This window comes from Plantactinospora solaniradicis, assembly GCF_042658085.1.
GTDB classification, from domain to species: Bacteria; Actinomycetota; Actinomycetes; order Mycobacteriales; family Micromonosporaceae; genus Plantactinospora; species Plantactinospora solaniradicis.
On sequence record NZ_JBHSPR010000017.1, the window covers coordinates 391,119 to 417,104 of the forward strand.

General features: G+C 70.1%; 19 protein-coding genes and 2 pseudogenes. 6 read left to right on the top strand and 15 right to left on the bottom strand.

The window, feature by feature from the left end:
- Positions 1-12: 12 nt before the first annotated feature.
- From ACFP2T_RS21500 to ACFP2T_RS21515, 4 genes are all read right to left on the bottom strand, one after another.
- Positions 13-474 (bottom strand): DivIVA domain-containing protein, encoded by a 462-nt coding sequence (locus ACFP2T_RS21500; RefSeq protein WP_377424442.1) that lies wholly within the window; start codon positions 472-474, stop codon positions 13-15.
- A gap of 94 nt (positions 475-568) precedes the next feature.
- Positions 569-1,729 (bottom strand): serine hydrolase domain-containing protein, encoded by a 1,161-nt coding sequence (locus tag ACFP2T_RS21505; RefSeq protein WP_377424443.1) that lies wholly within the window; start codon positions 1,727-1,729, stop codon positions 569-571.
- A 143-nt stretch (positions 1,730-1,872) separates the two neighbouring features.
- Complete coding sequence (locus ACFP2T_RS21510; RefSeq protein WP_377424445.1) at positions 1,873-2,058, bottom strand: DUF397 domain-containing protein; 186 nt, start codon at positions 2,056-2,058, stop codon at positions 1,873-1,875.
- Complete coding sequence (locus tag ACFP2T_RS21515) at positions 2,055-2,927, bottom strand: helix-turn-helix domain-containing protein (protein WP_377424446.1); 873 nt, start codon at positions 2,925-2,927, stop codon at positions 2,055-2,057. Before ACFP2T_RS21515 ends, ACFP2T_RS21510 begins: the two co-directional genes overlap by 4 nt.
- Positions 2,928-3,219: 292 nt before the next feature.
- Between ACFP2T_RS21515 and ACFP2T_RS21520 the strand changes: the two are divergent.
- Positions 3,220-3,358 (top strand): annotated as a pseudogene (locus ACFP2T_RS21520) (flavin reductase); the annotation flags it as partial.
- 155 nt (positions 3,359-3,513) lie between these two features.
- Here ACFP2T_RS21520 and ACFP2T_RS21525 read toward each other — a convergent pair.
- From ACFP2T_RS21525 to hemL, 7 genes are all read right to left on the bottom strand, one after another.
- On the bottom strand, positions 3,514-3,924 hold the full coding sequence (locus ACFP2T_RS21525) for a VOC family protein (protein WP_377424448.1): 411 nt from the start codon (positions 3,922-3,924) through the stop codon (positions 3,514-3,516).
- Positions 3,925-4,043: 119 nt separating this feature from the next.
- On the bottom strand, positions 4,044-5,087 hold the full coding sequence (gene ccsB, locus ACFP2T_RS21530; RefSeq protein ID WP_377424449.1) for a c-type cytochrome biogenesis protein CcsB: 1,044 nt from the start codon (positions 5,085-5,087) through the stop codon (positions 4,044-4,046).
- Positions 5,087-6,736 (bottom strand): cytochrome c biogenesis protein ResB, encoded by a 1,650-nt coding sequence (gene resB / locus ACFP2T_RS21535; RefSeq protein ID WP_377424450.1) that lies wholly within the window; start codon positions 6,734-6,736, stop codon positions 5,087-5,089. The genes ccsB and resB overlap by 1 nt, the downstream gene beginning before the upstream one ends.
- Positions 6,736-7,578 carry a cytochrome c biogenesis CcdA family protein gene (locus ACFP2T_RS21540; RefSeq protein ID WP_377424452.1) on the bottom strand — a complete coding sequence of 281 codons (843 nt, stop codon included), beginning with the start codon at positions 7,576-7,578 and terminating at the stop codon, positions 6,736-6,738. Before ACFP2T_RS21540 ends, resB begins: the two co-directional genes overlap by 1 nt.
- On the bottom strand, positions 7,578-8,165 hold the full coding sequence (locus tag ACFP2T_RS21545; RefSeq protein ID WP_377424453.1) for a TlpA family protein disulfide reductase: 588 nt from the start codon (positions 8,163-8,165) through the stop codon (positions 7,578-7,580). Before ACFP2T_RS21545 ends, ACFP2T_RS21540 begins: the two co-directional genes overlap by 1 nt.
- A gap of 1 nt (position 8,166) precedes the next feature.
- Positions 8,167-8,814 (bottom strand): histidine phosphatase family protein, encoded by a 648-nt coding sequence (locus tag ACFP2T_RS21550; protein ID WP_196200137.1) that lies wholly within the window; start codon positions 8,812-8,814, stop codon positions 8,167-8,169.
- A 5-nt stretch (positions 8,815-8,819) separates the two neighbouring features.
- The gene (gene hemL, locus ACFP2T_RS21555) at positions 8,820-10,148 is read right to left on the bottom strand and encodes a glutamate-1-semialdehyde 2,1-aminomutase (RefSeq protein WP_377424539.1); all 1,329 of its coding nucleotides are present in this window, start codon (positions 10,146-10,148) and stop codon (positions 8,820-8,822) included.
- A 266-nt stretch (positions 10,149-10,414) separates the two neighbouring features.
- Here hemL and ACFP2T_RS21560 point away from each other — a divergent pair, with 266 nt between their 5' ends.
- Positions 10,415-10,750, top strand: a complete 336-nt coding sequence (locus tag ACFP2T_RS21560) for an STAS domain-containing protein (RefSeq protein ID WP_377424456.1) — start codon at positions 10,415-10,417, stop codon at positions 10,748-10,750.
- A 124-nt stretch (positions 10,751-10,874) separates the two neighbouring features.
- Here the strand turns inward: ACFP2T_RS21560 and ACFP2T_RS21565 are convergent, their stop codons facing one another.
- Positions 10,875-11,429 (bottom strand): response regulator, encoded by a 555-nt coding sequence (locus tag ACFP2T_RS21565; protein ID WP_377424457.1) that lies wholly within the window; start codon positions 11,427-11,429, stop codon positions 10,875-10,877.
- A 25-nt stretch (positions 11,430-11,454) separates the two neighbouring features.
- Positions 11,455-15,828, bottom strand: a complete 4,374-nt coding sequence (locus tag ACFP2T_RS21570) for a hybrid sensor histidine kinase/response regulator (protein WP_377424458.1) — start codon at positions 15,826-15,828, stop codon at positions 11,455-11,457.
- A 338-nt stretch (positions 15,829-16,166) separates the two neighbouring features.
- On the opposite strand from ACFP2T_RS21570, the gene ACFP2T_RS21575 reads away from it, so the two are divergent.
- Both ACFP2T_RS21575 and ACFP2T_RS21580 read left to right on the top strand, forming a co-directional pair.
- On the top strand, positions 16,167-18,245 hold the full coding sequence (locus tag ACFP2T_RS21575; RefSeq protein ID WP_377424460.1) for a SpoIIE family protein phosphatase: 2,079 nt from the start codon (positions 16,167-16,169) through the stop codon (positions 18,243-18,245).
- A 286-nt stretch (positions 18,246-18,531) separates the two neighbouring features.
- Positions 18,532-19,053, top strand: a pseudogene (locus tag ACFP2T_RS21580) (M23 family metallopeptidase); the annotation flags it as partial.
- Between the two features lie 317 nt (positions 19,054-19,370).
- Here ACFP2T_RS21580 and ACFP2T_RS21585 read toward each other — a convergent pair.
- Positions 19,371-21,179: an FAD-binding protein gene (locus ACFP2T_RS21585; protein WP_377424462.1), complete on the bottom strand. Its 1,809-nt coding sequence runs from the start codon at positions 21,177-21,179 to the stop codon at positions 19,371-19,373.
- 63 nt (positions 21,180-21,242) lie between these two features.
- On the opposite strand from ACFP2T_RS21585, the gene ACFP2T_RS21590 reads away from it, so the two are divergent.
- The gene (locus ACFP2T_RS21590) at positions 21,243-23,330 is read left to right on the top strand and encodes a S9 family peptidase (protein ID WP_377424463.1); all 2,088 of its coding nucleotides are present in this window, start codon (positions 21,243-21,245) and stop codon (positions 23,328-23,330) included.
- A gap of 57 nt (positions 23,331-23,387) precedes the next feature.
- Here ACFP2T_RS21590 and ACFP2T_RS21595 read toward each other — a convergent pair whose 3' ends face one another.
- Positions 23,388-24,650, bottom strand: coding sequence for a hypothetical protein (locus ACFP2T_RS21595; RefSeq protein ID WP_377424464.1), 1,263 nt, complete (start codon positions 24,648-24,650; stop codon positions 23,388-23,390).
- 84 nt (positions 24,651-24,734) lie between these two features.
- Here ACFP2T_RS21595 and ACFP2T_RS21600 point away from each other — a divergent pair, with 84 nt between their 5' ends.
- Positions 24,735-25,952, top strand: a complete 1,218-nt coding sequence (locus ACFP2T_RS21600; protein ID WP_377424465.1) for a family 16 glycosylhydrolase — start codon at positions 24,735-24,737, stop codon at positions 25,950-25,952.
- The last annotated feature ends 34 nt before the right edge of the window (positions 25,953-25,986 follow it).

A 25,986-nucleotide genomic window follows, 5' to 3' on the forward strand; every position in this document is an offset into this window, starting at 1 on the left:
CGGCCCCGGCCGCTACCCGATCGGGCCGGAGGCCGGCTCCGACTGGTCTGTCGCCCGAGGGGACTGTGCGCGCAGGCGGCGAAGCGCGTCGGTCGAATCCGGTCGCCGGTCCAGGATGGCGTCGGCCTCGGCCCGAGCCTCGGACACCAGCCGCTCCGCCTCCCGCCGAGCCTTCTCGCGATGGTCCTCGGCCTGCTCCTCGGCCAACCGCAGAATCTGCTCGACCGTGGTACCGAGTCCGGAGAGGTGTACGGCGGCCGGGTTCTTCCCGGTCCGCCGATCCCCCATGTCCGGCTGGTCCGGCTGCCCGGCTCCGAGAGTGGGCGGTTCCGGCGTGCCGACCAGGAGCAACCCGAGCCCCAGGACGATCCCGACGCCGGCCGCCCAGACCGCGCCCGAGCCGAGGTACGGCGCGACCGCGATCCCCGCACCGAGCCCGATCAACAGCATCGCCGTCCTGCTGAACCTGCGCATCCGGGTCCTCCCCTACCACCGCTGGGTACTGCCGCCCTCAAGCTTGCCGAGCCCGTCAAGCACGGCCGGAGAATCGACTCCCGAAAGCCGCCTCTCAGCCACACATCGCGCGGTCGATCAGGCTGTTCAGCGCGTCCGCGCGGGCCGCGATGGCGTCCTGGTCGATGGTGCCGGTGAACAGCGACACGGTGAGCCGGCGGCTGCCGTCCTCGTTCACCGCCGGCTGGATGGTGTAGCCGAACCCGTTGCCGCCGTGGCCCCAGTACCCGCCGCCGCAGGAGAGCGGGCGGTAGAACAGGCCGAGCCCGTCGCCACTGCCCGGCGGGTAGCCGTTCCCCTCCGGGATCGCCACCAGGTGCCGCATCTCGGCCAGCTGCGCCGGCGGCAGCAGCCTCCCCCGGACCAGCGCCGCGAAGAAGGCGTTGAGGTCGCCGGCCGTACTGACCATCGAGCCGTCCGCGCCGCTGTCCAGCCCACGGATCGCGATGGTGGTGTCCACCAGCGGCCCGCCCTCGGTGAACTGCTGGTAGTTGGTGGCGTGCGGTGCCGGCAAGAACGGCCAGCTACCCGGCGTACGGGTGTGCCGGAGTCCCAGCGGGCGGAGGATCCGGTCGTGGACCTCGCGCTCCCAGCCGTGGCCGGTGACCGCCTCGATCAGCATGCCGGCGAGCACGTAGTTGGTGTTCGAATAGGCCCAGGTCGTGGCCGTCGGAGACTCGCTCATCGCCATCGCGACCAGCTCGCCCGGGGTGTACGTCCGCCACCGCTCCCGTCGGTACGTCTCCGGTGTGACGTAGTCGAACACCAGGGTCTCTGTGTAGTTGTAGAGGCCGCTGGTGTGCTGCAACAGTTGCCGGACGGTGACCGTCCGACCGTCGTTGCCGTTGCCGGCGACCACCCTGGGCAGCCACCGCTCCACCGGATCGGAGAGCGACAGCCGGCCCTCGGCCACCAGTTGCAGCACCACCACGGCGACGTACGTCTTGGTGGCGCTACCGATCCGCAGGTACGGGTCGCGCGGGACCGGGCGGCGGGTGTCGAGGTCGGCGACCCCGCTGCGGGCAACCTCGACACCGTGCGCCGTCTCCAGCCGGGCGAGAACGCCGGTGACTCCGAGGGTGTGCAGCCGGTCCACGTCGCGCTGCAACGGTGTGGGATTCGTGGCTGCGGTCGCCGGGGCCACGGCGCCAAGCAGCGTCAGCGCCAGGCTCACCGCCACGACCCGGCCAGCAATTCGAACGGCTCGATTCGTCATCAACCCAGCGTCCCGGAACCAGCCGGCCCGAATCACACCTGCCAACTCGACAATCGGACCGGGGGGCTGCCGTACCCAGGGTCATCGGGCAGCCCTGAGCCTCCGAGTCACGGCGCTTGCTGGCGGCCTACCACCGTGGAACCTCAGCGTGCCGTGACGCTCCGGGTGAAGGCCCGCCAGGCGGCCGGGTCGAAGGCCAGCGCGGGGCCGGTCGGGTCCTTGCTGTCCCGGACGCCGACGATGCCGGGCAGGTTGCCGGCCACCTCGACGCACTCCCCCTGGTTACTCCGGGTGCTCTTGCGCCACCGGGCGCCGACCAGGTCACTCATTCGTAACTCTCCTTGATCACCGTTGCTATCAGGTCATCCGACTCGTCCGCGCTGAGCGCCCGCGCGCTCAGCCTGTCCCATCGATCAGCGTACGTGGCCAGCTCGGCCGGTTTATCGAGGTAGAGCGCGCCGGTCAACTCCTCGATGTAGACCGTCGGCGGGTCGACCTGCTGACGACCGAGCGGCGGGAAGTCCAGAATCGCGAAGCTGCCCGCATTGGCCGCGAGCGCGCCCGCGTCCGGCGGCAGGATCCGGACCCGCACGCCGGTCGCCTGGGCGTTGTTGACCAGGTGCGCGAGTTGCGCGCGCATTGCTTCCTGGTCAGGGACCTGCCGGTACAGCACCGCCTGGTCGAGGATGACCTCCAGCGTCGGCGCCTTGGGCCTGCGGCGGGTGAGCAGCCGCTGCCGCTCCATCCGCAACGCGACCGCCTGCGTCACCTCCGGCTCGGTGGTCCCGGGCATGGTCCGGAAGATCGCCGCCGCGTACTCGGGCGTCTGGAGCAGGCCCGGGATCAGCGCCAGTTGGAAGAACCGGAGCCGGGACGCGGCGGCCTCCAGCCCGACGTACAGCTCGAACCAGGCGGGAATGACATCGCCGTACGCGTGCCACCATCCCTTCGACTTCGACTCCACGGAGAGCGCCACCAGGGCCTCGGTCAGTTCCCTCGTCGCGGCGTACACAGTGCACATCGCCAGGACGTCGTGCTTGCGCATCAACGTCTGGCCGCCCTCGATGCGATACATCTTCGCCCTCGACCACTCCAACTCCTGGGCCGCCGCCTCCAGGGTCATCCCGGCTTCCTCCCGGGCCTGGCGCAGGTGCCGACCGAGCTGTCTGCGCGGGACGGACGATCCGGATTCAACCATTGTCAGCGCTCCTGTCTCAGGATGAGGCACTCGCTTGCGTCCACGTGCGACATCGACGTCATCGCTTGCGATATACGGCCCACAAATTCACGGCCGTCTCACCCTAATTGGTTGCTGTGACAATTCCTGCCCGACAATGCTGCTGGTGGCAGGGCAGTTCGAGCCATTCCACATGCGGCGACCGCCAGGCCCACAAGATCCGGTGCCGGGGTTGACGCATACGAAAGGCTCAGCCCCGGCGCCGGCCGAGCAGGAGGGGAAAACGAATGAGACTACGTGGCAGTACGGCGCGGTGAACCGCCACCCGCTCTTCGCCCGCTTTCGCGCACACACCCCGATCCGCCCGCTGTTCCGCTGTCGGGCCTGCGGCGCCCCGTGGCCGTGCCAGCCGGCCCGCTTGGCGCTGCTGTTCCTGTACCGGGGCGACCGTCAGGGGCTACGGATGCACCTCGCCCACAAGATGCTGGCCGCGCTGGCCGACCAGCCCCAACTGGACGCACTCACGCTGGCAACGCGCTTCTTCGGCTGGCTTCCCCCGCCGGGTTCGACGAGAAGTTGACGACTTCTTGTCGTCGGGGCGGCGGCGCTACGCCGGGAGGGTGAGCTGCCAGGAGACGCCGAAGCGGTCGTTGACCCAGCCGAACTTGGCGCTGAAGCCGTACGAGCCGAGCGGCATCAGCGGCTCGCCCTTCTCGACGAGGGCCGCGTACAGCCGGTCGATCTCCGCCTCGTTCTCGCACTGGACGTAGAGCGAGATCGCCGGGGTGAAGCCGAACTGGTGATGCACGTGGCTGTCGATGCACATGAGCTGCTGGCCGGCGATGGCGAAGATCGCGTGCCGCACCGAGCCCTCGGGCCCGGGCTCGTCGGGGCCGTACCGCTCGACGGCGACCACCTCGGCGTCGTCGAACAGCGAGGTGTAGAAGGTCATCGCCTCCTCGGCGGCGCCCTCGAACATCAGGAACGTGGTGACCTTCTGGGCTGCGGTGACAGACACGTCGCGCGACTCCTCTCCCGGGTACGGGTTCACGATGCGCGTGGACAGCCGCGCACAGGGAGATCTTTCACGTGCGACTTATATAAGTCAAGGATGACAGATGGCCGCGCCCCGAAGCCTCAGTCGAGGCCGCCGTACGAGTGCAGGCCCTCGAAGAAGATGTTCACGCCGTACAGGTTCATCTGCATGGTCAGGAAGCCGAGTACGGCGATCCAGGTCGCCACCGGGCGCTTGACGCTGGGCGTCGCCCTGGCGTGCAGGTAGCCGGCGTACACCACCCAGGAGATGAAGGCCCAGATCTCCTTCGGGTCCCAGCCCCAGTACCGCCCCCAGGCCGCCTCCGCCCAGACCGCGCCGGCCATCACCGCGAAGGTGAAGATCGGGAACGCGAAGGCGTGCAGCCGGAAGGTCAGCCGTTCCAGACTGGCCGCGGCCGGCACCCGGGCGCCCAGGGTGTACGGGAAACGCCGCTTGCCCTGGTCGTACCCGTTCCGGATCAGGTACATCACCGCCGGTACCGCACCCAGCAGCAGGATGCCGGACGAGGTCGAGATCGTCGCCACGTGCACCACGAACCAGTACGAGTCGAGCGCCGGCACCAGCGGCACGATCGGCACGTACAGCACCAGCCCGGCGACGGCCAGCAGCAGCACCATCGCCAGCGCGACGAAGAGTCCCAGGTGCCGGAGTGCGGGACGCCGGTACAGCAGCCATAGCCAGCCGACCACCCCGACGAGGGTGGTCGTGAGCAGGTACTCGTACATGTTGCCCCACGGCATGCGCTCGGCAGCCACGCCGCGGGTGACCACCACGCCGAGGTGCACGACGGCCGCGATCACGGTCAACGCCGCCGCGATCCGCCCGGCCAGCAGGGCCCGGGTCGACTTCGGCCCGTCCGCACCGAAGGCAGGCCCGGCGGCGCCGAAACCCGGCCCGGTGCCGCCCGGTGCCACCACGTCGGCGGCGTCCAGCTTGGTGCCGACGACCGGCTCGGAACCGCCGCCCGCACCGGCTCCGACCAGCGCCAACTCGCGTTCCGGCCGGATCGCCGCCCGGCCGACCACGCTCCGGGTGCCGAAGGCGTACTCGGCGGCGTGGCCGATCATCGCCAGCAGATATCCCAGGATCGCGACCACCAGGAGTTGGTCGGACAGCGCGGCCATCAGTCGGTCCCCTCTTCCGTCGCCCCGGCATGTCGCGCCCCACCGGGCCGCGTCGCGGCGACGAGTTTGTCGAACTCGTCGGAGAATCCCGAGTACTCGGCGCGCGGCAACCCGCCCACCTCCACCAAACTACTACGATCTGTCGTGGACGTCTCAGCCGGTGCCGAACCAACCCGGAACCAGACTCGCCGCCGCCGGCCGAACAGGGACAGCATCAGGCCGGCGAGCAACACCGCCGAGCTGACCAGCACGATCCGCTCGCCGGGGTCGTACCGGACGGAGAGGGTGATGTACTGCCGGGTGCCGAGGAACTCGACCGTCGTACCGTCGTCGAGGGTCCACTTCTCACCCGGCCGCAACAGCTTGCCCTCGCCGAGCCGGGTGAGCTTTCCGTTGTCGACCTGACGCTGGTCGAGCCGGTAGACCGAGCCCGGGATCCCCGCGTCCATCCCGAGGTTCCCCCGGTACGCGAACAGCATCACCGCCGGCGACCGCTCCTCCGGGTGCAGCGACCGGGCATAGGGTGGCGCGTCCGGAGCGGTCGGAAAGTAGAGGCCCTCGAAGGCGACCTGAAGGTCGGGATTGCGCGCACCGGTCACCGGATCGAGGTTGACGTCCGGAAAGACCGCCACGCCCTCGCTGGTCAGGTTGCCGTCGATGGTGAGGAACGCCTCGTCGCTGAGCTGTGCCTTCCCGGACCGGTCGGTGTAGCGGATGATCGGCGCGTAGCCGTGCCCGAGCAGGTAGACGCTGGGACCGTCCAGCCGCAGCGGGTCGTTGACCGAGAAGCTCGCCCGGTACGGCGCCCGGTCGCCCTCCTCCACCATCGTCTCGGCCCGGAACGACGCCGGCTGCCCGGTCGGCAGGAACCGGGCCTTGAAGTCGGTCAACTCCAGGCAGAACGGCGGCAGGTCGCTGGCGTCCACCCGATGTCCGAGCCGGGACTCGCTGTACTGCTGGAGGCTGTTGCAGAAGGCGTTGTCCTCACCGGCGACCAGCAGCCGGTTGCCGTGCCAGCCGTACCACGAGCCGAGCCCGATGCCGACCAGCACACCGATCAGCGAGAGATGGAACAGCAGGTTGCCGGTCTCCTTAAGGAAGCCCTTCTCGGCCGACACGGTGTTGTCCCGCACCGCCACCCGCCAGCGCCGCTTGCGGAGCACCGCCGCGATCGCCGCCAGGTCGCCGTCGTGGTCGGTCAGCACCGCGTGCTGGGGCAGCCGGTCCAGCCGCTTCGGCGCCGCCGGAGGCGCGGTGCGCAGCGCGCGTACGTGGTCGAGCAGCCGGGGCACGATGCAGCCGACCAGCGAGGTGAACAGGAGTACGTAGATCGCCGAGAACCACGGCGAGGCGTACACGTCGAAGCCGCCGACCCGGTCCAGCACCGGGAAGAGGTCGGGGTGCTCCGCCTGGAAGGCGTTGACCTTCTCGATGTTGATGTTGCGCTGTGGCAGCACCGATCCCGGAATCGCGGCGACGGCGAGCAGGAAGAGCAGGATCAGCGCGGTACGCATGCTGGTGAGCTGCCGCCACGAGTTACGCAGCAGCGCCAGCGGCGCGGGAGTACGACGTACCCGGGGCGGGGTCGGCGCGTCGCCCGGCGGGTCCTCGACCACGGGGGTCTCGGTCTGTCCGTCCACGGTCGGCATCAGATGCCCACCTCGCCGACTCCGAACGTGGTCTGCAACCAGATGACGACGTCCTGCCAACCGCCGGTGACCAGGGCCAGCCCGATCACGAGAAGCAGCGCGCCACCGACCCGGGTCACCCAACGGCTGTTGCGGCGGATCGCCCGGAACAGCCCGAGCAGCCGGTGGAACCCGAGCCCGAAGACGACGAACGGCAACCCCAGCCCGAGGCAGTACGCGACGGCGAGTACCGCGGCCCGGTCGGCCTGTCCGCTCACCGTGCTCATTCCGAGCACCGCACCGAGGGTCGGACCGGTGCAGGGAATCCAGGACAGCGCGAAGACCGCGCCGAAGACCGGCGCACCGAGCAGCCCGGCGGCCGGCAGCCGCTGGATCCGGAATTCGCGCTGCATCCCGGGGATCCAGCCGAGGTAGGAGAGCCCGAACACGATGATCACGATGCCGATGCCGATCTCCAACGGCCGCTTCTGCGTGAACAACGCCTGCCCGATGGCGGTGGCCAGGACGGCGGTCAGGGTGAAGACGGCGGTGAAGCCGGCGATGAACAGCAGCGTGCCGGCGAGCACCCGCCCGCGTACCGCCCCCGCCGTCCGGGTCGGCCGGGCGGCCACCGCCACCCCGCCGCCAACCCCGGTTGTCTCCGGATCAGCCTCGCGCTGCTCCGCGTCTACCCGGCGCTGGTCCAGGTCGCTGCCGGCCAGCCCGGTGACGTACGACAGGTAACCGGGAACCAGCGGAAGCACGCACGGAGACAGGAAGCTCACCAGGCCGGCGAGCGCCGCCGCGCCGATGGCCAGCAGCAGCGGCCCGCTCTGGGCGAGATCGGCGAACGTCTGGCCCATCAGTTCGGCCCGCCGCCCGACGAGGGCTGTTCCGCCGCCAGCCGGGTGAGGATCGGCTCCAGCATCTGCCGTTGGACCGCCGCCCGGACCACCACCGCGATCCGGCCCTCCCGGTCCAGCACGACGGTGGCCGGGATGGAGTTCGGCGGGATGTCGAAGGCGAGCGCCAACCGGCTCGGCGGGTCGAAGACACTCGGGTAGGTGACCTTGAACGCCTCCTCGAACGCCCTGGCCTTGTCCCGCCCGTCCTGGATGTTGATGCCGAGGAAGCGGACGCCCTGCTCCCGGGTTGCCTGGTAGGTCGCCTCCAGGTCGTCGGCCTCGGCCCGGCACGGCCCGCACCAGGAACCCCAGAAGTTGACCACCACGACCTGACCACGGTCCTGGGCCAGGTCGTAGTTCCCACCGGACAGCAGCTCACCGGCGACCTTCGGCGCCTCCGGGCGATGCTCCGGAGCGCACTCGACCACGCCGTCCTTCGTCGTGCAGTTGTCCTTCCAGTCGTCCTCGCCCGAGCAGTTGACCAGGGCCAGCGTCGCGGCGACCGCGAACAGGGCGCCGATCCAGGCTCGCCGGGCGCGGCTCATCTCATGCCCCCTTGGCCGTCCGGGCGGTCGGCGACATCGCGACCAGATGCGCGGCCGGCTCGGTGTAGCCGATTCCGACGATCTTGGCGCCGTCGAAGTGGAACGAGGTCAGGCTGGCCAGGCCGCACTGCCGCTTACGCGGGTCGTGCCACAGCCGCTTGTGCTCGACGTACCGCCGGAGGGTCCAGATCGGGAGCTGGTGCGAGACGCAGATCGCCTCCCGCCCCTCGGCCGCGATCCGGGCCGCGTGCAGCGCCGCGAACATCCGCTCGGCGATCGCCGTGTACGCCTCACCCCAGGACGGGGTGACCGGATCGCGCAGCACCCACCAGTTACGGGGATCCCGGAACGAGCCGTCGCCGGGCGACACCCGCTTGCCCTCGAACCAGTTGGCGCTCTCGATCAGCCGCTCGTCGACCCCGACCGGCAGCCCGAACTGCGCGGCGATCGGATCCGCCGTCTGCTGGGCCCGCTCCAGTGGACTGGCCACCACGTGCACGATGTTCCGGTCGGCGAGCGCCTGCGCCGCCGCCTTCGCCATCTGCACGCCCAGCTCCGAGAGCCGGTAGCCGGGCAGCCGACCGTAGAGAATCTTCTCCGGGTTGTACACCTCACCGTGCCGCAGCACATGAACGACCGTCGTAGCCAAACCAACTACCCCCCGTGACCGGCCGCCGCCGCAGCCTCGGCCGCTACCGGCAATGCCGCCGCGATCTGCTCCAAGGCGGCGTCGTCCAACGCCGTCGACACGAACCACGACTCGAAGGCGCTCGGCGGCAGGTATACCCCGGCGGCCAGCATGGCGTGGAAGAACGCCCGGAACGCCGCCACGTCCTGGCCCCGCGCGGTGTCGAAGTCGACCACCTCCGCGTCGGTGAAGAAGACCGAGAACATGTTTCCCGCGTACGACAACCGGTGCGGCACCCCGGCGGCGGCCAGCGCGTCGCTGGCGAGCTTGCCCAGCGTGGCGGCGGTCTCGTCGAGTTTCCGGTACACCGCCGCGTCGGCCAGCCGGAGCGTGGCCAGACCGGCGGCGCAGGCGAGCGGATTTCCGGAGAGCGTCCCGGCCTGGTAGACCGGGCCGGCCGGCGCGAGCCGACCCATGATCTCGGTACGCCCACCGAACGCCGCCGCCGGCAGCCCGCCGCCCATCACCTTGCCGAAGGTGAACAGATCGGCATCGACGGGTTCGAGTCCGGCCCAGCCGCCCGCCGAGACCCGGAAGCCGGTCATCACCTCGTCGACGATCAACAGCGCGCCGTGCGCGTGCGCGATCCTGGCGAGCGCCTCGTTGAAACCGTCCCGGGGCGCCACCACACCCATGTTCCCGGGGGCGGCCTCGGTGATGATCGCGGCGATCTCGGAGCCCTGCGCGGCGAACACGGCCTCGACGGCGGCCACGTCGTTGTACGGCAGCACGATGGTCTCGCTCGCCGCCGCACCGGTGACCCCGGGCGAATCGGGCAGACCGAGCGTTGCCACGCCCGAGCCGGCTGCGGCGAGCAGGGCGTCGACGTGCCCGTGGTAGCAGCCGGCGAACTTCACGATCCTGCTCCGGCCGGTGTAGCCCCGGGCCAGCCGGATGGCCGACATGGTCGCCTCGGTGCCCGAGTTGACCAGCCGTACCTGCTCGACGGAGGTCCGGGCGACGATCTCGGTCGCCAGCTCGACCTCGCCCTCGGTCGGGGTACCGAAGCTGGTACCCCGGGCGGCGGCGTCCTGCACCGCCGCGACCACCTCGGGATGGGCGTGGCCGAGGATCAGCGGCCCCCACGAGCAGACCAGATCGACATAGCGCCGGCCGTCCGCGTCGAAGAGCCACGGGCCAGAGCCACGGGCCATGAACCGGGGGGTGCCGCCGACGGCCAGGAAGGCACGCACGGGAGAATTCACCCCGCCCGGCACGATGGCGCGGGCGCGGTCGAACAGGGCCTGGGAGGCCGGTGCGTCGGCCGGATAGCGACCGGGCCCGGCTGAATACATCTCGCTCACGGTGCCGCCATTCTGTCAGCGCCACCTGCCTGCCCGGCACCCACCCCTCGCAGGGTCGCCCACATCACCCTCCCAGATGTAAGGAAGGGCCCCCGCTTATCGCTTTCTGTAGAAGAAGGGCCCCTTATTAACCGGCGGCCGACGGGCAGCAACCAGCGCGGCCGACGGGCAGCAACCAGCGCGGCCGACGGGCAGCAACCGGCGGGGCGGACGGGCATCAACAGGCCGGTTCGGTTAGATCGCGATAGGCTGATCGGGTGAACCGGGCCGAGCTGACAATCGGTGTGCAGCGGACGTCGGACGAGGTGATCCTTCACCTCGCGGGCGAGATCGACATGCTCACCGCCGCCAGGCTGTCCAGCGTCGTCAACGAGGTGCTCGCCGACGCACCGTCCCGGATCGTGCTCGATCTGACCGATGTCACCTTTTGTGACTCCCAGGGCCTTGGCACCCTGGTGGTGCTCAGCCGCAAGGCCAGCCACGCGCAGAGCCTGCTGGTCCTGACCAACGTCGGCGACTTCCTGCTCAGGGTCCTGGACATCACCGGGCTCCGCTCGGCGCTGATGATCCGCAACGAGCAGTCGACCGGCTGACGCAGTCAAGTCGACCGGCGGACACGGTCAGCCGGCGGATGCAGGCGACCGGCGGACACGGTCAGCCGGCGGATGCAGGCGAGCGGCGGACACGGTCAGCCGGCTGACGCGGGCGAGCGGCTGGTCAGGCCACGGCACCCCAGCGGGCCTGTTCGAGCAGTTCCACCGCGCGATCCCGGCCGTCCGGGTCGTCCGAGCGCAGCAGTGCGACCGCATCGTCCACGGCCTCGGTCATCGCCCGCCACTGCGTGTCCCGCTCCCGCACGAGCTCGGACTGCGCGGCGAGCTGCCGGGTCTTCACCCACAGTTCGACGAAGACCGAGACCTTGGCCCGGAGTACCCACGGATCGAACGGCTTGGTCAGGTAGTCGACCGCGCCGACCGCGTAGCCCCGCAGCGCGAGCTGGGCATCGCGGTCGGCCGCGGTGAGGAAGATGATCGGGACGTGCCGGGTACGCTCGCGCCGCTTGATGTGGCTCGCTGTCTCGAAGCCGTCCATCTCCGGCATCTGGGCGTCCAGCAGGATGACCGCGAAGTCGTCCACCAGGAGCTGCTTGAGTGCGGCCTCCCCGCTCTCCACAGCGACCGACTGCACCGGCAACCCCTGCAGGATCGCCTCGAGCGCCATCAGGTTCTCCCGCCGGTCATCGACCAGCAGGGCTTTGGCCAGTTCACTCACGCCGAGTCCCCTCGCGGCCGGCGGTTCACCCGTCGACCTCTCGTCCGTCCCCGATCACCCAGGACGCCATCAGCTCGATCAGCTCGTCCAGGTCGACCGGCTTGGTGATGTAGTCGCTCGCCCCGGCCGCGAGCGCGGACTCGCGGTCCCCCGGCATCGCCTTCGCGGTCAGGAACACCACCGGCAGGTCCGTGAAGCGGTGGTTGCGGCGGATCGCCCGGGTCGTCTCGTACCCGTCCTGGTCGGGCATCATCGCGTCCATCAGCACGATGTCCACCTCCGGATGCTCCGCGAGCAGCCGTACGCCGTCCACGCCGTTGTCCGAGTAGAGCACGGTCATGCCGTGCAGTTCCAACGCGCTGGTCAACGCGAAGACGTTCCGGACGTCGTCGTCGATGATCAGCACGGTGGCCCCGTCGAGCTGCCGGGCGGCCGGGGTCGTCGGGTGGTCCGGCTCGTTCGGGGTACGCAGCATCGTGGCGGCCAGCCCACCACGATTCGACGGCAGTGGTGGCACCGGTACCGGGGCGACCACCGCGTCCGGAGCCAGTACGTCCGGTACGAACAGGGTGAACGTCGAGCCCTGTCCCGGTGCCGACGACACGGTGATGGTGCCGCCGATCAGTCGGGCCAGGTCCCGGCTGATCGACAACCCGAGGCCGGTCCCGCCGTACCGCCGGCTGGTGGTGCCGTCGGCCTGCTGGAACGCCTCGAAGATCAGCCCGAGTTTGTCGTCGGAGATGCCGATCCCGGTGTCGATGACGGTGAACGCCACCACCTGGTGCGCGGTGGCCAACGCCGGTACGTCGAAGAACGCGCCCTCCGGTGCGGGGCCGATCCGCAGGGTCACCGCGCCGTTGTCGGTGAACTTGACGGCGTTGGAGAGCAGGTTGCGGAGGATCTGCTGTAGCCGCTGGGCGTCGGTGACCAGCGTCGACGACAGTTCCTTGGAGATCCGTACCTGGAAGTCCAGGCCCTGCTCCTCGGCCTGCGGCGCGAATGCCTGCTCGACGTAGCTGCGGATCTCGGAGAACCGCACCTCGGTCGGCTCGACGTCCATCCGGCCCGCCTCGATCTTCGACAGGTCGAGGATGTCGTCGATCAGGGAGAGCAGGTCGGAGCCGGCACTGTGGATCGTGCGGGCGAACTCGATCTGCTTCTCGGTCAGGTTGTCCTCGGAATTGTCCGCCAGCAACCGGGCCAGCAGCAGCAGCGAGTTGAGCGGCGTACGCAGCTCGTGGCTCATGTTGGCCAGGAACTCCGACTTGTACGCCGACGCCCGGGCCAACTGCTGCGCCTTGTCCTCCAGGCCGATCCGGGCCAGTTCGATCTCCCGGTTCTTGGTCTCGATGTTGCCCTTCTGCTCCGACAGCAGTTGCGCCTTGTCCTCCAGTTCGGCGTTGGTCCGCTGTAGCTCGGCGGACTGTTCCTGGAGTTCGTGGGCGAGTCGCTGGGACTGGGACAGCAGTTCCTCGGTCCGCCGGTTGGCCTGGATGGTGTTCACCGCGATGCCGATGGTGAGCACCAGCCGCTCCAGGAACGACAGGTGGAGGTCGAGGAAGGGCGACACGCTGGCGAACTCGATGACGCCGAGCAGTTCGCCCTCGAAGAGGACCGGCAGCACCACCAGGTCGGCCGGGGGTGTGGCGGCGAGTCCGGACCGGACGGTCAGGCTGCCGTTCGGTGGGGCGCCGACCCGGATCGTGCGCCGGGAGAGCGCGGCCTGCCCGACCAGCCCCTCTCCGGGGCCGAACGTGACGTCGTGGTGCCTGGCGACGTAGCCGTACGACGCGGTGAGTCGCAGCCGCATCACGGCCTCGTCGTTGTCGGCCAGGAAGAACGCGCCGAGCTGCGCGTCGACCAGCGGGGTGACCTCGGTCATGATCATCCGGCAGACCTCGCCGAGATCCCGCTGGCCCTGGAGCAGGCCGCCGATCCGGGCCAGGTTGGAGTCGAGCCAGCCCTGCTCCGCGTTCTTCTTGGTGGTCTCCCGGAGAGTGACGATCATCTGGTTGATGTTGTCCTTCAGCTCGGCGACCTCGCCCTGCGCCTGCACGGTGATCCGCTGGGTCAGGTCGCCGGTGGTCACCGCCGTGGAGACCTGCGCGATCGCCCGGAGCTGGGTGGTCAGCGTGGAGGCGAGCTGGTTCACGTTCTCGGTCAGCGCCCGCCAGGTGCCGGAGACCCCCTTCACCTGCGCCTGGCCGCCGAGCTTCCCCTCGATGCCGACCTCCCGGCCGACCCGGGTCACCTCGTCGGCGAACGACGAGAGCTGGTCGACCATCGTGTTGACGGTGCCCTTCAGCTCCAGGATCTCGCCCTGCGCGTCGACGGTGACCTTCTGCGACAGGTCACCCCGGGCCACCGCCGTGGTGACCGAGGCGATGTTCCGGACCTGGGCGGTCAGGTTGGAGCCCATCGAGTTCACGTTGTCGGTCAGGTCCCGCCAGGTGCCGGAGACCCCCTTCACCTGGGCCTGGCCGCCGAGCTTGCCCTCGGTGCCGACCTCCCGGGCCACCCGGGTCACCTCGTCGGCGAACGACGACAACTGGTCCACCATCGTGTTCACCGTCGACTTCAACTCCAGGATTTCACCCCGGGCGTCGACCGTGATCTTCTGCGACAGGTCACCCTTGGCCACCGCCGTCGACACCTGGGCGATGTTCCGCACCTGGGCGGTCAGGTTCGACGCCATCGAGTTCACGTTGTCGGTCAGATCCCGCCAGGTGCCGGCGACGCCACGCACCTGGGCCTGGCCGCCGAGCTTGCCCTCGGTGCCGACCTCCCGGGCCACCCGGGTCACCTCGTCAGCGAACGACGAAAGCTGGTCCACCATCGTGTTCACCGTCGACTTCAGCTCCAGGATCTCGCCCCGGGCATCGACGGTGATCTTCTGCGACAGGTCGCCCTTGGCCACCGCCGTGGTGACCGAGGCGATGTTCCGGACCTGGGCGGTCAGGTTCGACGCCATCGAGTTCACGTTGTCGGTCAGATCCCGCCAGGTGCCGGAGACCCCCTTCACCTCGGCCTGGCCGCCGAGCTTGCCCTCGGTGCCCACCTCCCGGGCCACCCGGGTCACCTCGTCAGCGAACGACGAAAGCTGATCCACCATCGTGTTCACCGTCGACTTCAACTCCAGGATCTCGCCCTGCGCATCGACGGTGATCTTCTGCGACAGGTCGCCCTTGGCCACCGCCGTGGAGACCTGGGAGATGTTCCGCACCTGGGATGTGAGGTTGCCGGCGAGCTGGTTCACGTTCTCGGTCAGCGCCCGCCAGGTGCCGGAGACGCCGCGGACCTGGGCCTGGCCGCCGAGCTTGCCCTCGATGCCGACCTCCCGGGCCACCCGGGTCACCTCGTCAGCGAACGACGAGAGCTGGTCCACCATCGTGTTCACGGTGTCCTTCAGCTCCAGGATCTCGCCCTGGGCGGCCACCGTGATCTTCTGGCTCAGGTCACCCCGGGCCACCGCCGTGGAGACCTGGGCGATGTTCCGGACCTGCGCGGTCAGGTTCGACGCCATCGAGTTGACGCTGTCGGTCAGGTCCTTCCAGGTGCCGGCGACATTGGGTACGTCTGCCTGGCCGCCCAGCTTCCCCTCGGTACCGACCTCCCGGGCCACCCGGGTCACCTGCTCCGCGAACAGCCGCAGCGTGTCGGTCAGCCCGTTGATCGTGTGCGCGAGTTCGGCGACCTCGCCCTTGGCGGAGACGGTGATCTTCTGGCTCAGGTCGCCCCGGGCCACCGCCGTCGAGACCTGGGAGATGGAGCGCACCTGGTAGGTCAGGTTCGACGCCATCGTGTTCACCGAGTCGGTGAGGTCCTTCCAGGTGCCGGCCACGCCCCGGACGTCGGCCTGGCCGCCCAGTTCACCCTCGGTGCCCACCTCCCGAGCGACCCGGGTCACCTCGTTGGAGAACGACGAAAGCTGGTCCACCATCGTGTTCACGGTGCGACCGATCCGCAGGTATTCACCGCGCAGCGGCCGCCCGTCGATCTCCAGCGCCATGTGCTGGGAGAGATCGCCGTCGGCGACCGCCACGATGACCCGGGCGATCTCGGTGGTCGGCCGGCCCAGGTCGTCGATGAGCGAGTTGATCGCCCGCTGCCCCTCGACCCAGGCGCCGTCCAGCCCCTCCTCGTCCAGCCGCTCGGTGAGCCGGCCGTCCCGCCCGACGATCCGGCTGATCCGCCGGAGATCGAGATGCTGCCGTTCCTGTACCGACACCACCTCGTTGAAGGCGTCGGCAACCTCGCCGGCAGCACCGGCCCGGCGCGGGAGTCGTACCTTGAAGTCGCCACGGCGGACCCGCCGCAACGCTTCGGCGAGCTCGCTGAGCAGCACCGCGTCCTCGGCCGCGGACCGTTCCTCGGCAGAGATCTGTTTGGCCGTGGTCATCGTTCCTCGCTCAGGTTCGAAGGAGGTGGGTCATTACTCGCGAGCCCGCGCCCATCAGGTGGCGCCGGATGCGTCCCGGTACGCCTCGACGGCGCCGCTCCGGCGCGACCACACCCATCATTGTGCCTGTCGTCTGGGAAATGCCACCCTGTGCCGCGCGCCGGACGTCAATCTACGAACGGATGATCAGTCAAGGAATAAAGCCGGCAGAACGGTCAAGTAGGGCGAGGCCCAGCGTAGCGCGGGCCAGACCCGGCCGACCCGCCGGCCGAGCGGGGCGCTGAGCTGCGTCGCCCGGATAGGGTGGCCTGGATCTCGGATCGTGGAGGATGCGAAGCGTGCCAGCGGAGGCGGGCGGTACGGGGACCGGCGGCGCGGACGACCAACTGCGCCGGGTACGGCTGCCTGCCGACCGGCGTACGCCGGCAGCGGCACGCGCCCTGGTCCGGTCGGTGCTCGCCGACGCCGGGCTGGAGGAGCTGCTCAACGAGGCCCTCCTGCTGACCACCGAGCTCTCCACCAACGCGGTGGAGCATGCCCGGACCGAGTTGGACATAGAGGTCGTGGCGGACGAGTCGGGGCTCACCGTCACCGTCTCCGACTTCGCGGCCGGACCGATCGACGACGTGACAGCGCGGCCAAAAAACGACTTAACGGATATCTCGCAGGTGTCGGAGCGGGGACGGGGCCTGCTCCTGGTCGACCACTTCGCCACTCGTTGGGGCACCACCCACCAGGCCACCGGGAAGGGCGTGTGGTTCCGGCTGGACCGGAAGGGCTCATCCATCCCGACCGGCCGTCAACCCGACACACCGCACCGGATCGCCAGCGGCACCGGCAGTGGCCAGCCCGGCCCGTCCGCGCCGAGCGCCGGGGCGATGAGTGCGCTGATGCAGACCGCACCGGACCCGTACGCGGACGATCCGCTGCCCACCTTCGCCGCCGACCTGCTGGTCCGGGTCGGCGACATGGTCGGTGCGGCCGGCGGTGCGGTACGACTGGACCGGGGCGACGGAGCCGGCTGGCAACTGCTCGCCCGGTACGGCCGGCAGCCCCGCCCCGGCGACGAACTGCTCCGGGTGCCGTTGACGGTGCACCGCCCGTACGCCGGAGAACTGGAACTCGACGCCGCGCCCTCCGGCTACGCCCGGCCGCTCGCCGCCCTGGTGGCGGAACGGCTCTCCCTGCACCTGGAGAACGACCGGCTGCGCCGGACCGACATCCGCCGGCAGACCTGGCTCACGTTCCTCGCCGAGGCGAGTGAACTGCTCGCCCAGTCGCTCGACGTCGAGCTGACCATGGCGCTGATCCCCCAGCTCGTGGTTCCCCGGCTCGGACAGTGGTGCGCCGTGCACACGGCCGACGAGTGGGGCCGGCTGCGGCTGGCGGCGGCGACCCACGCCGACGAGGCGGTGCTGCCGCAGTTGCACAAGATGCTCAAGGAGGACGGTCCCGAGTCGGTGCAGGCGCGGTTGCGCGAGGCGTCCCGCAGCCAGGGACAGGTGCCGATCGGGCCGCCGATGGACGGCTTCGCCATCCCGCTGGTCGCCCGGGGCCAGCGCCTCGGCACCCTGGCGGTCGGTCGGCACCAGCGGCACCGGCACGATCCCGACGAGGTCGCGGTGCTGGAGGACGTGGCCCGGCGGGCGGCGCTGGCCATCGAGAACGCCCGGATCCACGACGAGCGCCGCAAGGTCGCCCAGACCCTCCAACAGTCGTTGCTGCCCCCGGTCCTGCCGGTCGTCGACGGCATCGGGTTCGCCGCCGAGTACGTGCCGACCGGGGACGCCGCCGACGTCGGTGGCGACTTCTACGACGTGGTGCCGCTGCCCGACGACCGCTGGATGGTGGTCGTCGGCGACGTCTCCGGCAAGGGCGTCCAGGCGGCCGCCGTGACCGGCCTGGTCCGGGACGTGATCCGGGTGCTGGTCGGGGACGGTCGCCCGCTGCCGGACGTGCTGACCCGACTCAACGAGACACTTGTCGAGCGGGGCGGCGGCCGGTACTGCACGCTCGCACTGGCGGCCGTGGACCGGGAGCCCAGTGGTCGGCTCGCCGTCTCGCTGTACCTGGCCGGCCACGACCGGCCGGTCCTGGTCCGCGGCGACGGCCCCGCGTCGTTCGTCGGGACCGGCGGTACGGCGCTCGGCCTGCTCGACTCGATCGCCTCACCGGTCGCCGAGGTGCACCTCGACGCCGGCGACGCGCTGGTGTTCTACACCGACGGGGTGACCGAGCGACGACGCGGCCGGGAACTCTTCGGCGTCGAGCGGCTCCGGGACGCGGCGGCCCCGCTCGCCGGCTACTCGGCCGACGTGATGGCCGCCCGGCTGCGCAACACGGCGATCAACTTCTCGGTCGAGTCGCCTCGGGACGACATCGCCATCCTGGTACTGCGCAACGACTCGCTCGGCTAACGGCGCCCGCCCGGCTGACGGCGCTCGCCCGGCTACGACAACTCGCTCGGCTGACGACGCTCGGCTGGCCGACGGCGCTCGCCCAACCGGCGACGACCCGCTCGGCGTACCCGGCCAGGTCAACAGGCGAAGGAAACCTTCACGCCAAGCCGCCCCGCAAGTTAAGCATTTACATGTATAGATCAACTGGCTACCATCATCGTTACTGCGTACGCAATGGACCGATCATTCCTTGCCCTGCTCTGGGAAGGTTGGGATCTTGCGATCAATCCGGTTCCTCGTCGGCCTGACGGCCGCCCTCTGCACGACCCTCGCGGCGACGCTCGTGGTAGCGACGCCGGCCCACGCCGCTCCGGTGTTCAAGGCACCATTCCCCTGTGGACAGCGGTGGACCTACAGCCATCACAGCGCCGAGGTACGCCTGGCGCTGGACTTCGTCCGCTCCGACGGCGGCGCCACCGCCGGCACTCCGGTACTCGCCTCGGCCGGCGGCACCGCCCGCCGTTACTACCAGGCCGGCGGGGCCGGTAACTACATCGTGATCACTCATGGTGGCGGCTGGACTACGTACTACTTCCATCTCGCCGCGTTCTCGGTGGCGGACGGCGCCACGGTCGGCCAGGGCCAGCAGATCGGCACGACCGGCAGCACCGGAAACTCCACCGGTGCACACATCCACTACGAGCAGTTGTACAACGGGGCCGGGCAGACCATCGTGATCAACGGGGCCTCGCTCGCACCGTATCCCGGTTCGTACAACCAGCGGTACCTGACCAGCGACAACGGGTGCGGTGGCGGCACCGCCTTCTGGACCTGGGGAACCGGCGTACGGGTCCGCACCGACGCCCGGCTCGCCGCACCGACCGTGACCACCCTGGCCGGGCCGACCCTGGTGTACGTGCTCTGCCAGAAGCAGGGTGACACGGTGACCGCCGACGGCTACACCAACAACTGGTGGTCCCGACTGCGGGATCAGAACGGCTTCATGACAAACATCTACATCGACCATCCCGCCGCCCAGTTACCCGGCGTGCCAATCTGTTGACCGGATCCGGCCCGATCGGGACGCCGATCGGGCCGGAACCCGCCCGCCGCCGCGTCGACATCGACATCGACATGAGCGGGTCAGATTCCGCCCGGATAACGCCCCGGTGCCAGTCGACCGGCCGGATCGAACCGCTCCTTCACCTGGCGTAGCAGCGGCAGATCCGGCAGCTCGCCCCAGAGGTCGACCGCCTCCCGCACCGCCTGCGGCGCGGCGACCACCACGCACCGACCTGCCCGGGCCCGCAACACCGCACGTACCCCGTCCAGGATCGCCGCGACCCGTTCGGGTGGCGTCGTGGCCGGAAGTGCGGCGTGCACGACGCCGAGCCCGGCCGAACCACGCACCGGGATCGGCGCACCGGCCGCGTCGCGCAGCGCGTAGACGGCAGCATGCAGGTCACCGATCGGCACCTCGATCCGCAGCGCCACGTCGTCGGGGCGGAACGGATAGCGGCGCCACCATTCCGGCGCGACACCGGCGCCCTCGGCGTCGCCGCCGAGCAGGCCGGTCAACCGGGTCACCCGCTCGGCCACCTCGGCCGGGCCACCCTCCAACAGCACGGTGAGAGTGCCCGAACCGCCGTCACCCCGCCGAGCATGCCGACCCGGGCCGCCCGGAGTACCGGGCGGCCGACCCTGCCCCTGCTCGCCGGGCCGGCTCGGGCCGCCGGGCCGGTCTGCGGTGCCGAACCAGCCGCGATCTCCGAGCCCGCCTCCACCGCCACCAGGAATGCCGGCCCCGCCCGGAACACCAGGCCCCCCACCCGGCACCTCAGCGCCACCACCCGGAATGCCAGGCCCTCCACCCGGGACATCAGCGCCACCACCCGGAACGTCAGGGCCACCGCCCGGAACGTCAGGGCCACCGCCCGGAACGTCAGGGCCACCGCCCGGAACGTCAGGGCCACCGAACAACGGATGGCCACCGGGCGGCGGACGGCCGCTACCGGGATCGGCCGCCGGCGGAGCACCCCCGGATCCACCGGCCGGCAGGCGCTCGCCGGATCCGCTCGCCGGAAGGTGGCCGCCGGACGACCCGGACCGGTGGATGCGACCGGCCGGCATCCCCCGGGCGGCCGGCAGGTCCACCTCGATCGCCGTCGGGCGCAGATCGGCGGCGAGGATCCCGCGCACCAGGTCGTGCACCTCCAGCGGGGTCCAGACCGATCGGCTCACCCAGACCCGGCTCGCCGGAATCGGCTGCACCCGCAGGGTGGTCGAGACCAGCACACCCAGCGCGCCCTGCGATCCGCAGAGCAGCTGGGTGATCTCCCGGTCGACCGGCCGGCCGCCGGCACCACCCCCGCCCCGGGGCGGCACGTCCGCCGCCGTTCCGGCACGCGCGAGCACGCCGGAGGCGTCGACGAAACTGACCCCCACAAGTTGGTCACAGGCGGTGCCGTGCAGGTAGCGCAGCGGACCGCTCTCGCCGGCCGCCACCACCCCGCCGATGGTCGCCCCGACCGACGGGGCGTCGATCGGCAGCCGCAGACCGGCCCGCTCCAGGATGGCCTCGGCGGCGCGTACCGGCGTACCGGCGCCGATCTCGGCGACCAGGCCGTCGGCCGGGCGGTGCCACACCCCGGCCAGCCGCCCGGTGTCCAGCACGATGTCCACCTGGGACGGGGTCGCGCCCCAGTCGAGTTTGGTGCCGGCACCCCGGGCGACCACCGACAGGTCGTACTCGGCGGCAAGCCGAACCACCTCGGTGGCCGCGGCCGGGGTGCCGGGCGCGGCGACCCACCGGGCCATGGCTCCGGCCACGTCATCGGCCGCCCCCGCGGGCCGAGCGAACCGGGTGCCACAGATGCCCGCGAGCCGCCGCGCGATGTCGGCGCTGCCGCGCCGCTGCATTCCCATCTCCCCCACCTTGGTCATCGTACACATGTACTAATTTTCGGCAACGGCCCGGCGCGGACCGGGCCGCCGTCCGGGCGGTAACGTGACCGGGTGAACACTGAGACGACCGCCGCGCCCGTCGCCAAGCGGGTGCCTGCCGAGCGCACCCACCACGGCGACACGGTGATCGACGAGTACGCCTGGCTCGCCGCGAAGGACGACCCGGAGACGATCGCCTACCTCAACGCGGAGAACGCCTTCACCGAGCAGAGCACAGCGCGGCTGGGCACGCTGCGGGAGACGCTGTTCAACGAGACGAAAGGGCGTACCAAGGAGACCGACCTCTCGGTGCCCACCCGGAAGAACGGCTACTGGTACTACACCCGCACGGTGGAAGGTGAGCAGTACGGCATCTACTGCCGGCGCGCGGCGCAGGACGGCGAGACGGATCCGCCGATGCCGGAGGACGGTACGCCGATCTCCGGCGAGCAGATCCTGCTGGACGGCAACGCACTGGCCGAAGGGCACGACTTCTTCGCCCTGGGCACCTTCGACATCAGCCCGGACGGGCGCTGGCTCGCCTACTCCACCGACTTCGACGGCGACGAACGCTTCACCCTGCGGGTCAAGGACCTCTCCACCGACGAGGTGCTCGGCGACGAGGTGCCGGACACCTTCTACGGCAGCGCCTGGTCGGCCGACGGCTCCACGCTGTTCTACCTCACCGTCGACGAGAGCTGGCGTCCGTACCGGGTCTGGCGGCACGCGGTGGGCACCTCGGCCGAGGCCGACGAGATCGTCTACCAGGAGGACGACGAGCGGTTCTGGGTCGGCGTCGAACTGACCCGGTCGGAGAAGTTCATCGTCATCGAGGCGCACAGCAAGGTGACCAGCGAGGTACGGGTCATCCCGGCCGCGAACCCGACCGGGGCGCCGGCCGTGATCGCGGCTCGGCGGCAGGGCGTCGAGTACTCCATCGAGCACCATGGGCACCGCTTCCTGGTCCTGCACAACGACGGCGCGGAGGACTTCGCGCTCGCGTACACCTCGGCCGACGCACCGGGCGACTGGGTGCCGATGATCGAGCACACCCCCGGGACCCGGCTGGAGGCCGTCGACGCCTTCGCCAACCACATCGTGGTGTCGCTGCGTACCGCCGGCCTGACCGGGATCCGGGTGCTGCCGGACGGCAGCACGGAGGCGTACGACATCGACTTCCCGGAGCCGCTCTACAGCGTCGGTCTGGACAGCAACCCGGAGTACCAGACCAACACGATCCGGCTGCACTACGCCTCCCTGATCACCCCGGACTCGATCTTCGACTACGACCTGGTGACCCGGCAGATGGTGCTGCGCAAGCGCAAGCCGGTGCTGGGTGACTTCGACCCGGCCGGATACGAGCAGCACCGCGACTGGGCGCTGGCCGACGACGGGACCCGGGTGCCGATCTCCCTGGTCTGCCGGGCCGGAACGCCCCGGGACGGCTCGGCGCCCTGCGTGCTCTACGGCTACGGCTCGTACGAGGCCAGCATGGACCCGTGGTTCTCGATCCCCCGGCTCTCCCTGCTGGACCGGGGTGTCGTCTTCGCCGTCGCACACATCCGGGGCGGCGGTGAACTGGGCCGCCGGTGGTACGAGACCGGCAAGATGCTGAGCAAGAAGAACACCTTCACCGATTTCGTGGCCGCCGCACGACACGTGGTGAAGGCCGGTTGGACAGCGCCGGACCGGCTGGTCGCCCGGGGCGGCTCGGCCGGCGGACTGCTGATGGGCGCGGTGGCGAACCTGGCGCCGGACGCCTTCGCCGGCATCGTCGCGCAGGTGCCGTTCGTCGACCCGCTCAACTCGATCCTCGACCCGTCGCTGCCGTTGACCGTCACGGAGTGGGAGGAGTGGGGCAACCCGCTCGCCGACCCCGAGGTGTACGCGTACATGAAGTCGTACTCCCCGTACGAGAACGTCGCCTCGGTCGACTATCCGGCGATCCTCGCCGTGACCAGCCTCAACGACACCCGGGTGCTCTACCACGAGCCGGCAAAGTGGATCGCCCGGCTGCGCGCCACCGCACCACAGGGCTCATACCTGCTCAAGACGGAGATGGGTGCCGGACACGGCGGCCCGAGCGGACGCTACGACTCCTGGAAGGAGGAGGCGTTCGTCGCCGCCTGGATCCTGGACCGCTTCGGCATCGCGGCATAAGGAAGGGTGTTAGGAAGGGCCCCTTCTTATACAAAAAGCGATAAGAAGGGGCCCTTCCTAACACTCAACCAGCAGGCCGCGGTCGCGGAGCAGGGCCAGCGATGCCGGGGGTACGCACTCCGGCAGGTTGCGGTCGAAGTCGACCATCTCCCAGTCGGCGGCGAACACGACGAAGTCGTCGCTGATGGGCACGACGCCGGCCCAGTCCTGGGCGTTCAGCTCGGCGGCGGCCGCGCAGAGCAGTCGCCGTCCCCGCTCGTTCACCCCGCTCGTCCCCGGCTCGTCGGCGTCGACCGACTCGTCGGCATCGACCGACTCGTCGGCATCGGCATCGGCGAGGGTCAGCTCCTGGCAAAGCAGCCGGGCGGTCCCCGCAGCCTCCCCGAAGTCGACGGGCTCCTGCCCACGCAGGTCGCAGGGATTCCAGAGCACGAAGGTGTCGGCCTCGGCGTCGTCCTCGGCCTGCGCAACCAGCCAGTCGTACCGGTCGGATTCGAATCCGACGTGCACGGTCACCCCGATCGGATCCGCCGGCAGGTAGCCCAGGGCCACGGCGTACACCGGCTCGTCGATCGCCATCGCCCGGAGCACCTCCGGTACCTGCCGGACCAGTTCCCGCCGTACCGTCTCGATGGCATCGTCGAGGGTGAACCCGGCGGGCGGTCGTTCGTACCTCAGCTCGACCTGCGGCTCGGCCGGGCCCGCCCAGGCGATCTCCAACCGGGACAGACCGGCATCGTCGTATGCGGCGTGGATCTTCTGGTACGGCGCCAGCGGGCGCAACCGGCTGTCCGGCCGGTCGGCTCTCTCGGCGTGGTACGTCGCGATCCCGGTCACCCGGTCGTCGGTGTACTCGTACTCCTCGTAGCCGCCGCCCCCGGTCGCGACCATCGACGCGGAGCGGATCCGTCCCGCCTCGAACCGGTACTCGTGCAGGTAGATCGGCTCGCCACCGGCACGGAAGTGCGCCTCCGTCACCGGTCCGGCGCCGTCGGGATGTTCGCGGAACGTTTCGTAGTACAGCTTCCCGTGGAGGAAGCCGCTGTACTCCTCGACGACAACGGGGTGGTCCTCGGAATCGAACCCGATCCGGCAGTGGTCCCGTTCCAGCGATGGCCGCTGGGCGAGTCGACGCCCCGGTCGGCCCAGATCCCGCTCGTACCAGAGTGGACGGAGGTCGTACGCCTCCGCGCTGTACCACTCCCACCGGCGTACGACGGCGTGCGCGGCTTCCCGGCGTCGGTCGTACTCCGTGCCGAACCGCGCGAACCGCGCGTCGAGGTCGGAAAGGTTGGGTGGGGACGTCTCCGGGGCGGACATCCGCGAGATGTTACCGACCTGTCCCGACTTTTCTTTTAGTTAACAACCTTGCAAGAAAGCGCTCTCTGGCGTAGAAACATTGACATGCGTACACGCCGAGCCACCCTCGTCCTGGCCTTGCTCGCCGCGACGCTGGTGGTCACCCCACCCAGCCCGGCCAGCGCGGAGCCGGGCGCGCTCACCTGGAGCGACGAGTTCAACGCACCAGCCGGCACCCCGCCCGACGGCAGCAAGTGGAAGCACGACATCGGCGGCGGTGGCTGGGGCAACAACGAGCAGCAGTACTACACGAACAGCACCAGCAACGCCGCCCACGACGGCAACGGCAACCTGGTGATCACCGCCCGCCGGGAGAATCCGGCCAACTACAACTGCCACTACGGCCGCTGTCAGTACACCTCGGCCCGGCTGCTCACCGCGGACCGGTTCAGCCAGACCTACGGCCGATTCGAGGCACGGATGAAGCTGCCGCGCGGACAGGGCATCTGGCCGGCGTTCTGGATGCTCGGCGGCATGCCCTGGCCGGACATGGGCGAGATCGACATCATGGAGAACATCGGTCGCGAGCCGGGCAACCTCTACGGCACGCTGCACGGTCCGGGCTACTCCGGCGGCAGCGCGATCAGTTCCCGCTACACGCTCCCCGGCGGCCAGGCGTTCGCCGACGCCTTCCACACCTTCACCGTGGACTGGGCACCCGACTCGATCACCTGGTACGTCGACGGCATCCAGTACGCCCGCAAGACCCCGGCCGACCTGAACGGCGGCCGTTGGGTCTTCGACCACCCGTTCTTTATGATCATGAACATTGCGGTCGGCGGCCACTGGCCTGGCTACCCGGACGGCAGCACCACGTTCCCGCAGCAGATGCTGGTCGACTACGTAAGGGTCTGGGGCTGGAACAACGGCGGCAGCAACCCCGGCACCGGCAACCAGATCATCGGCAACGGCAACAAGTGCATCGACGTACCCGGAGGGAACCCGGCCGACGGCACCCAGTTGCAGATCTGGGACTGCAACGGCACCGGCGCCCAGCAGTGGACCTTCACCGGCGGCACGGTCCGGGCGCTCGGCAAGTGCATGGACGTGGCGAACGGCTCCACCGCGAACGGCGCCAACATCCAGATCGTCGGCTGCAACGGCAACCCGGCCCAGCAGTTCGTCCTCAGCGGGGCCGGTGACCTGGTCAACCCGCAGGCGAACAAGTGCGTCGACGTACGGGACCGGAGCACGGCCAACGGCGCCAAGCTCCAACTCTGGGAATGCACCGGTGCCGCCAACCAGAAGTGGCGGCGCGGCTGAACCCACCATCCGCTAGCGGCGGCACGCCGATCCG

Bases quoted from the DNA above. Each gene is read 5' to 3' on its own strand.
- ACFP2T_RS21545 (WP_377424453.1), bottom strand. From the start codon at position 8,165: ATGAGCCGCGCCCGGCGAGCCTGGATCGGCGCCCTGTTCGCGGTCGCC.
- ACFP2T_RS21540 (WP_377424452.1), bottom strand. From the start codon at position 7,578: ATGGGCCAGACGTTCGCCGATCTCGCCCAGAGCGGGCCGCTGCTGCTG.
- ACFP2T_RS21595 (WP_377424464.1), bottom strand. From the start codon at position 24,650: ATGTCCGCCCCGGAGACGTCCCCACCCAACCTTTCCGACCTCGACGCG.
- ACFP2T_RS21570 (WP_377424458.1), bottom strand. From the start codon at position 15,828: ATGACCACGGCCAAACAGATCTCTGCCGAGGAACGGTCCGCGGCCGAG.
- ACFP2T_RS21515 (WP_377424446.1), bottom strand. From the start codon at position 2,927: ATGGTTGAATCCGGATCGTCCGTCCCGCGCAGACAGCTCGGTCGGCAC.
- ACFP2T_RS21510 (WP_377424445.1), bottom strand. From the start codon at position 2,058: ATGAGTGACCTGGTCGGCGCCCGGTGGCGCAAGAGCACCCGGAGTAAC.
- ACFP2T_RS21585 (WP_377424462.1), bottom strand. From the start codon at position 21,179: ATGTGTACGATGACCAAGGTGGGGGAGATGGGAATGCAGCGGCGCGGC.
- ccsB (WP_377424449.1), bottom strand. From the start codon at position 5,087: ATGGCCGCGCTGTCCGACCAACTCCTGGTGGTCGCGATCCTGGGATAT.
- resB (WP_377424450.1), bottom strand. From the start codon at position 6,736: ATGCCGACCGTGGACGGACAGACCGAGACCCCCGTGGTCGAGGACCCG.
- ACFP2T_RS21505 (WP_377424443.1), bottom strand. From the start codon at position 1,729: ATGACGAATCGAGCCGTTCGAATTGCTGGCCGGGTCGTGGCGGTGAGC.
- ACFP2T_RS21600 (WP_377424465.1), top strand. From the start codon at position 24,735: ATGCGTACACGCCGAGCCACCCTCGTCCTGGCCTTGCTCGCCGCGACG.
- ACFP2T_RS21500 (WP_377424442.1), bottom strand. From the start codon at position 474: ATGCGCAGGTTCAGCAGGACGGCGATGCTGTTGATCGGGCTCGGTGCG.
- hemL (WP_377424539.1), bottom strand. From the start codon at position 10,148: ATGTATTCAGCCGGGCCCGGTCGCTATCCGGCCGACGCACCGGCCTCC.